Genomic DNA, 6080 nt, shown 5'->3' on the forward strand with positions numbered 1-6080 from the left:
CCGCCCGGGCGGCCCAGGCCGAGCGGGAGGCCGGCGCCGCGCCCGGCACGGCAGACGACTTCCCCGGCGTGGGGTCGCAGGAGGCTCCGCCGCCATTCGTGCCGGAGTTCGATGCGGCGGCCCCCGAGACGGGCGGCCCCCCTGACAGGGCCTACGGGCCGGCGGTGCCGGAGGCCGAGGACCGGCCCGCCGGCTGGGCCCGGTGGGCCCGGCGCCGGGAGTCCGGCTGAGCCGGGCCGGCCATGCTCCCCGTGCCTCATCCACCGGATCACGCGCAGCGACTCCGGGTGAGGGTGTTTGTCGAGGCCGGTGCCCGCCCTTACGCGATCTCGCTGCGCGAGACCGGCCTCTCCCCCTCGGGCTCGACCCGGGGGCAGGCGGGAGAGGTTGCGCAATGTGCTGGCAGCCCTTCCCCACCCCCACCCTGCGGCTTGGCGTTGCGTTCTGCGGCCGGGCGCGGTGTTCTCGGGGCATGCCACGCCACCAGCGAGAGACACTCCGATGAGCAGCGCGTTTCCCGAGATCACCCTCATCCGGCACGGGGAGACCGAATGGAGCGCCACCGGCCGGCACACGGGCCGGTCCGACATCCCGTTGACCCCGGTGGGCGAGGCGGCGGCGCGCAAGGTCGCCGACACGCTGCGGGGCCAGACCTTCGCCGCGGTGTGGACCAGCCCGTCGCAGCGGGCCAAGAGCACCTGCGCCCTGGCCGGCTTCGGCGCCGAGGGCGTGGTCAAGCCCGAGCTGGCGGAGTGGGATTACGGCGCCTATGAGGGGCTGACCACCAAGCAGATCCTGGCCCAGCGCCCGGGCTGGCAGATGTTCCGCGACGGCTACCCCGAGGGCGAGAACTCCGCCGCGGCCGGCGCCCGGGCCGACATCGTCGTGCGGGAGGCCCGCGCGGTCGGCGGCAATGTGCTGATCTTCTCCAGCGCCCATTTCCTGCGGGTGCTGACCGCCCGCTGGCTCGGCCTGCCGCCCGAGGGTGGGGCGCATTTCGTGCTCGACACCGCAAGCCTCAGCGTCCTCGGCTACGAGCACGACCTGACCGAGCCCGTGCTGCGCAAGTGGAACCAGAGGTAAAAAGGTCGTCCGGAACCGCGCCAGCACGTTTCCGAACGGTCTCCGGGTCCGGCTGTTACCGGGCGCGGTGCAGGGCGTCGATGATCGCCAGCGACAGGTCGTGCAGGGTGTAGGGCTTGCGCAGCACCTGCAGGTCTTCGGCCATCGCGTTGGGGAAGCGCTGGGCGGTGTAGCCCGAGGTCAGCAGCACCGGCAGCTCCGGCCGGCGCCGCGCCAGTTCCTGCGCCAGCTCCACGCCGTTCATGCCGCCGGGCATGATGACGTCGGAGAAGACGAGGTCGACCGGCCCGCAGCGGCCGAGCGAGTCGAGCGCCGCCCGCGCCGTGTCGGCCTCGCGCACGATGTAGCCGAGGTCGCGCAGCATGCCGCCGGTGACGGCGCGGACGCCGGGATCGTCCTCGACCACCAGGATGATGCCGCGGCCCTGGGCGTCCTCCGCCGCGGCCGGCGCGGCGGCGGCCGCGGCCTTCGGCAGGTCGGAGCGCGGCAGGTGGATGGCGACCGTGGTGCCGCGCCCGGGTTCGCTGTCGAGGGTGACGAAGCCGTTGGACTGCTTGGCGAAGCCATAGACCTGGCTGAGGCCGAGCCCGGTGCCCTCGCCCACCGCCTTGGTGGTGAAGAACGGCTCGAACACCCGGGCCAGCACCTCCGGCGGCATGCCGCTGCCGGTGTCGGCCACCGACACGACGACGTAGTCGCCGCCGGCGGCGCCCCAACTCGACGCCGCCTGGCGGCCGACCACCCGGTTCTCGGTCGCCAGCGTCAGCGTGCCGCCATTCGGCATCGCGTCGCGCGCGTTGATCGCCAGGTTGACGATGGCGGTCTCCAGCTGGTGCGGATCGGTGTGGCACAGCCACAACCCGGCGCCGCGCTCGATCTCGACGCCGACCATCTCGCCGACCGCACGGTCGAGCAGGTGCTCGAAGGTGGGGATCAGATCGTCGACGCTGACCACCTCGGTCCGCAGGTCCTGGCGGCGCGAGAAGGCCAGCAGCTGCTGGTTCAGCTTGGCGCCGCGGGCGACGCCCTGGCGTGCGGCGTCGATCAGCCGGCCGATCCGCTCCTCCGACGGCAGCCGCCGGCCCAGCATGTCCAGGCTGCCGCCGATGATCATCAGCAGGTTGTTGAAGTCATGGGCGATGCCGCCGGTCAGCTGCCCCACCGCCTCCATCTTCTGGGCCTGGCGCAGCTGTTCCTCCACCGCGCGGCGGTCGGTGATGTCGGCGACCACGCCGGCGATGCGGATCGGCGTGCCGGCATCGTAGTAGGTCCGGCCCTTGACGTGCAGCCAGCGGACGGTGTCGTCGCCCGCCCGGCGGATCCGCCCTTCGAACTCGATCGTGCCCATCACCTGGGCCTGGGCGAAGGCGTCGGCCACCGCGTCACGGTCCTCGGCCATGAAGTGGTCCAGCGTCGTCGCCAGCCCCCAGGCCGGCAGCGGCGTCTTGTGACCGAAGATCTGGTCATGGCGCAGCGAGCGGCGCATGGCGTCGGCCGCGAGGTCGAGGTCCCAGCTGCCCATGCCGGCGGCGTCGAGCGTCAGCTGCAGGCTGTCCTCGGCCCGGCGGCGGACCTCGACCTCGCTGGCCAGCTTCTCGTTGGCGGCGGCGAGCTCATGGCCGCGCCGGCGGTTGTGCGTCAGGTCCGTGACCACGCCGCAGACCACGCGCGGCATGCCGTCATCGACCTTGAGGTCGATCAGCGAGATGTTCACCGGCACCGCGGCGCCATGGGCGGCGTGCAGGGTGAATTCGGCCGAGATGCCGGCGCCGCTGCCCGGTGCCAGCAGGCGGCGGAAGGTCCCGGCCTCGGCCCGGCCGAAGAAGCGGTCGACGACGTCGCCGATCACCTTCTCCCGCGGCGTGTCGACGATCGTGGCGAAGCGCTGGTTGCAGTAGAGGATCGTGCCGTCCTCGCTCAGCGTGACGGCCCCCTCCTGCATCTGCTCGATCAGCACGCGGTAGGGCCGGTCGGCGTTCTCCAGCGTGTAGACCTGCTGGCCGGACGGGCCGCCGACCACGACGGCGTCGACATCGCCGTTGCGGATCGCGTCCAGCGTCTCCTCGGCCTCGCGCAGCCGGGCCTCCAGCTCCGCGATGTCAGGCCCTGCCGTCTCGGCGGCCGACCGGCGCTCAGCGGTCATCGGTCCGATCGAGCGGCAGCAGGTTCAGGCCGGCCAGCACCCGCTCCTTGTCCGAGAGGTCGCCGATGATCCGCCGCAGCGGCTCCGGCAGGATCTTCACCAGGGTCGGTGTGGCCACGACCTGCAGCTCGCGCGTCGCCTCCGGGTTCTCATACACGTCGATCACCTCCAGATCGTACTGGCCCTTCAGGTTCTCCTCGCAGATCCGGCGCATGTTCTCGATCGCCCGGGTCGAGCGGGGCGTGGAGCCGGTGACGAACAGCCGGAGCTTGTACTGCTCCGTCTTCGAAGGCGATGTTCCGGTGGTCATGACGTCACCGCCCCCTTGGCGCGGATGTCGAGGCCGACGAGCACGCGTTCCGTGTCCGACAGGGTGCCGATGATCCGCTTGAGCGGTGGCGGCAGGCGCCGGACCAGGGTCGGCAACGCCACGATCTGGTCACCGGCGGCGAGCTGCGGCGTGACCAGCAGGTCGATCACCTCGATCGTGTAGCGGCCGGCCAGATGCTCCTCGCAGATGCGCTTCAGGTTGGCGACGGCCGTCAGGGACTTGGGCGTCTGCCCGGCGACGTAGAGGCGGAGGTTGTAGGTTCCGCTGTCGGCCTCTTCGGCGGGCATCTGGGCGTGGGTCGACGGGTTCCGGATCATCGGCGGACTCCCCTGCTGACGGCCATGGCCTCGCGATCCTCTCCGATCACGGTCTCGCGGGCCTCTTCCTGTTCGATCAGCGTCGCGATCTCGGCCTCATCAGCCTCGATCGCAGACCATAGCTCCGCGATCTGCCGCTCGGTCGCGGCCCGTTTGCGCGCCACCTCCCGGCGGCGCCGTTCGGTCACCAGGCGCCGTTGGATCTCGGCATCGCGTTCCCGTGCCTCCTGCGCCATCCGCGCGGCGCCGGTCAGCACGCCGTCAGGCCCGACATAGGCGTCGATCAGTTCGATGCCCTGATCCGTCAGCCGGTATTCCCGCAGCTGCTTCGAATGGTTCATGCCGCGGGACTTCAGCAGATACAGCACCCGGTTCCGCTCGCCATTGGCCTCCAGATCCTTCAACGAGATCCAGGTGTCCATCAGCGACGAGACGCTGCGCTCGCTCTCGTCCATCAGCTCGCCCGAGGCGGACAGGCTGGTGAACAGCGCGGTGATGTTCCTGGTCTTGCAGATGTCGGCCAGCCGGATCAGCGTGGCATGGATCTCGGTCGACGGGCCGCGAAAGGCCGAGATCGGGTCGACGACCAGCGTGGACGGCGCGAACTGCTCGATATCGCGGTTCATCCGGGCGAGATGCATCTCGAAACCGTAGAGGCTCGGCCGCGCTGCCTCGAAGCGCAGCAGCCCGGCCTCGAGATGGCGGCCGAGATCGATGCCGACCGACCGCATGTTGCGGACCACCTGGTCCGGCGATTCCTCGAAGGCGAAATACAGGCAGCGCTCGCCGCGGCCGCAGGCAGCATCGACGAAGGACGCGCCGAAGGTCGACTTGCCAGTGCCGGCCAGGCCCGAGATCAGGATGCTGGACCCGCGGTAATAGCCGCCGAGGCCGAGCATGGCGTCGAGGCTCGGCACGCCGGTCGGCACCGGGTCGCGGGAGATCTTGTGCTCAAGCCCGGCCGAGGTGATCGGCAGGACGCTGATGCCCTGGTTGTCGATCAGGAACGGGTATTCGTTCGTGCCGTGGGCGGAGCCGCGATACTTGACCACGCGCAGCCTGCGGGTGGTCACCTGGTCCTGCACCCGGTTGTCGAGCAGGATGACGCAGTCGGAGACGTACTCCTCGATGCCATACCGGGTGAGCTGGCCCTCGCCACGCTCCGCCGTGATGATCGCGGTCACGCCCTTGTCCTTCAGCCAGGCGAACAGGCGCCGCAGCTCGGCGCGCAGGATCGTGGTGTCGGCGAGGCCGGAGAACAGGGCTTCGACCGTGTCGAGGACCACGCGTTTGGCACCAACGGTGTCGATCGCGTGCCCCAGCCGCACGAACAGGCCTTCGAGGTCGTATTCGCCGCTCTGCTCGATCTCCGACCGCTCGACCCGGACATGGTCGATCACCAGTCTGTGGGAGGCGACGAGCTGTTCGACGTCATAGCCGAGCGAGGCGACGTTCGCGGCGAGGTCGTCCGCCCGCTCCTCGAAGCTCATGAACACGCCCGGCTCGTCGAACAGGGTCGCGCCGTTGACCAGGAAGGTCATGCCGAACAGGGTCTTGCCGCAGCCCGCGGCACCGCACAGCAGCGTTGGCCGACCCACCGGCAGCCCGCCCAGGGTCAGGTCGTCGAGACCGCCGATCCCGGTGGCCGCCTTGGGCAGCTGCGGCGGCACGTGATCAGGGTGCACTCCAACATCAGCCATTGGCATGCCCATCCATCAGATAAGGACCGCGGCGCCGCGCCGGTGGCTCCCACGATATGACGACCATTCCTGCCGGCTCCCGTCGACTGTTGCACCTGAGAAATGCACCGCCGGTTGGGTTGGTTCCGCCATTTGACGGCGGCAGCGACGGCGGGGGCCTTCACATCCGCCGTCCACCCCAGCCGCGCCGAAGGACAGGGAGGCCTGCGCCACGCGGGCGCGACCGTCGAAACCCTTCGCCGAAGTGGAAGATCGGCCGCCAGCCGGCAAGGGGCCACACACAGATGGTTTTATCGCAACTGCCTTCAGAAATTTTATTGCACTTAATCCGCCGTCTGCAGGGCGGCAACGGCAACGACGCGCTAAACGGCGGGGCCGGGGCCGACGGGCTCTACGGCAACGAAGGCGCCGACACGCTGAATGGCGGCGACGGCAACGACCGGCTGGTCGGCGGCAATGGCGCCGACGTGCTCAATGGCGGCGCCGGGACGGACTGGGCCTATTAC

At 70.3% G+C, this 6080-nt stretch carries 7 protein-coding genes; 3 read left to right on the top strand and 4 right to left on the bottom strand.

Features of this window, described 5'->3' with window-relative positions; genetic code table 11:
- Together AC3XYG_RS29310 and AC3XYG_RS29315 are read left to right on the top strand one after the other, a co-directional pair.
- Nucleotides 1-230, top strand: a 230-nt coding sequence (locus AC3XYG_RS29310; protein ID WP_489143412.1) for a hypothetical protein, incomplete at its 5' end; no start/stop codon positions are given.
- A 271-nt stretch (nucleotides 231-501) separates the two neighbouring features.
- The gene (locus AC3XYG_RS29315) at nucleotides 502-1083 is read left to right on the top strand and encodes a histidine phosphatase family protein (protein ID WP_489143413.1); all 582 of its coding nucleotides are present in this window, start codon (nucleotides 502-504) and stop codon (nucleotides 1081-1083) included.
- Between the two features lie 55 nt (nucleotides 1084-1138).
- Here the strand turns inward: AC3XYG_RS29315 and AC3XYG_RS29320 are convergent, their stop codons facing one another.
- Genes AC3XYG_RS29320 through kaiC form a run of 4 tightly spaced genes read right to left on the bottom strand, consistent with a single transcriptional unit; the run spans nucleotide 1139 to nucleotide 5574 of the window.
- Nucleotides 1139-3226, bottom strand: a complete 2088-nt coding sequence (locus AC3XYG_RS29320) for a hybrid sensor histidine kinase/response regulator (protein ID WP_489143414.1) — start codon at nucleotides 3224-3226, stop codon at nucleotides 1139-1141.
- Nucleotides 3216-3536, bottom strand: coding sequence for a circadian clock KaiB family protein (locus tag AC3XYG_RS29325; protein WP_489143415.1), 321 nt, complete (start codon nucleotides 3534-3536; stop codon nucleotides 3216-3218). Before AC3XYG_RS29325 ends, AC3XYG_RS29320 begins: the two co-directional genes overlap by 11 nt.
- Entirely contained in the window at nucleotides 3533-3874 is a 342-nt protein-coding gene (locus AC3XYG_RS29330) for a circadian clock KaiB family protein (protein ID WP_489143416.1), read from the bottom strand. The genes AC3XYG_RS29325 and AC3XYG_RS29330 overlap by 4 nt, the downstream gene beginning before the upstream one ends.
- Nucleotides 3871-5574 (bottom strand): circadian clock protein KaiC, encoded by a 1704-nt coding sequence (gene kaiC, locus AC3XYG_RS29335; protein ID WP_489143417.1) that lies wholly within the window; start codon nucleotides 5572-5574, stop codon nucleotides 3871-3873. Before kaiC ends, AC3XYG_RS29330 begins: the two co-directional genes overlap by 4 nt.
- A 317-nt stretch (nucleotides 5575-5891) precedes the next feature.
- Between kaiC and AC3XYG_RS29340 the strand changes: the two genes are divergently transcribed.
- On the top strand, nucleotides 5892-6080 hold a 189-nt coding region (locus AC3XYG_RS29340; RefSeq protein ID WP_489143418.1), incomplete at its 3' end, for a calcium-binding protein.

Source organism: Inquilinus sp. (assembly GCF_057815775.1).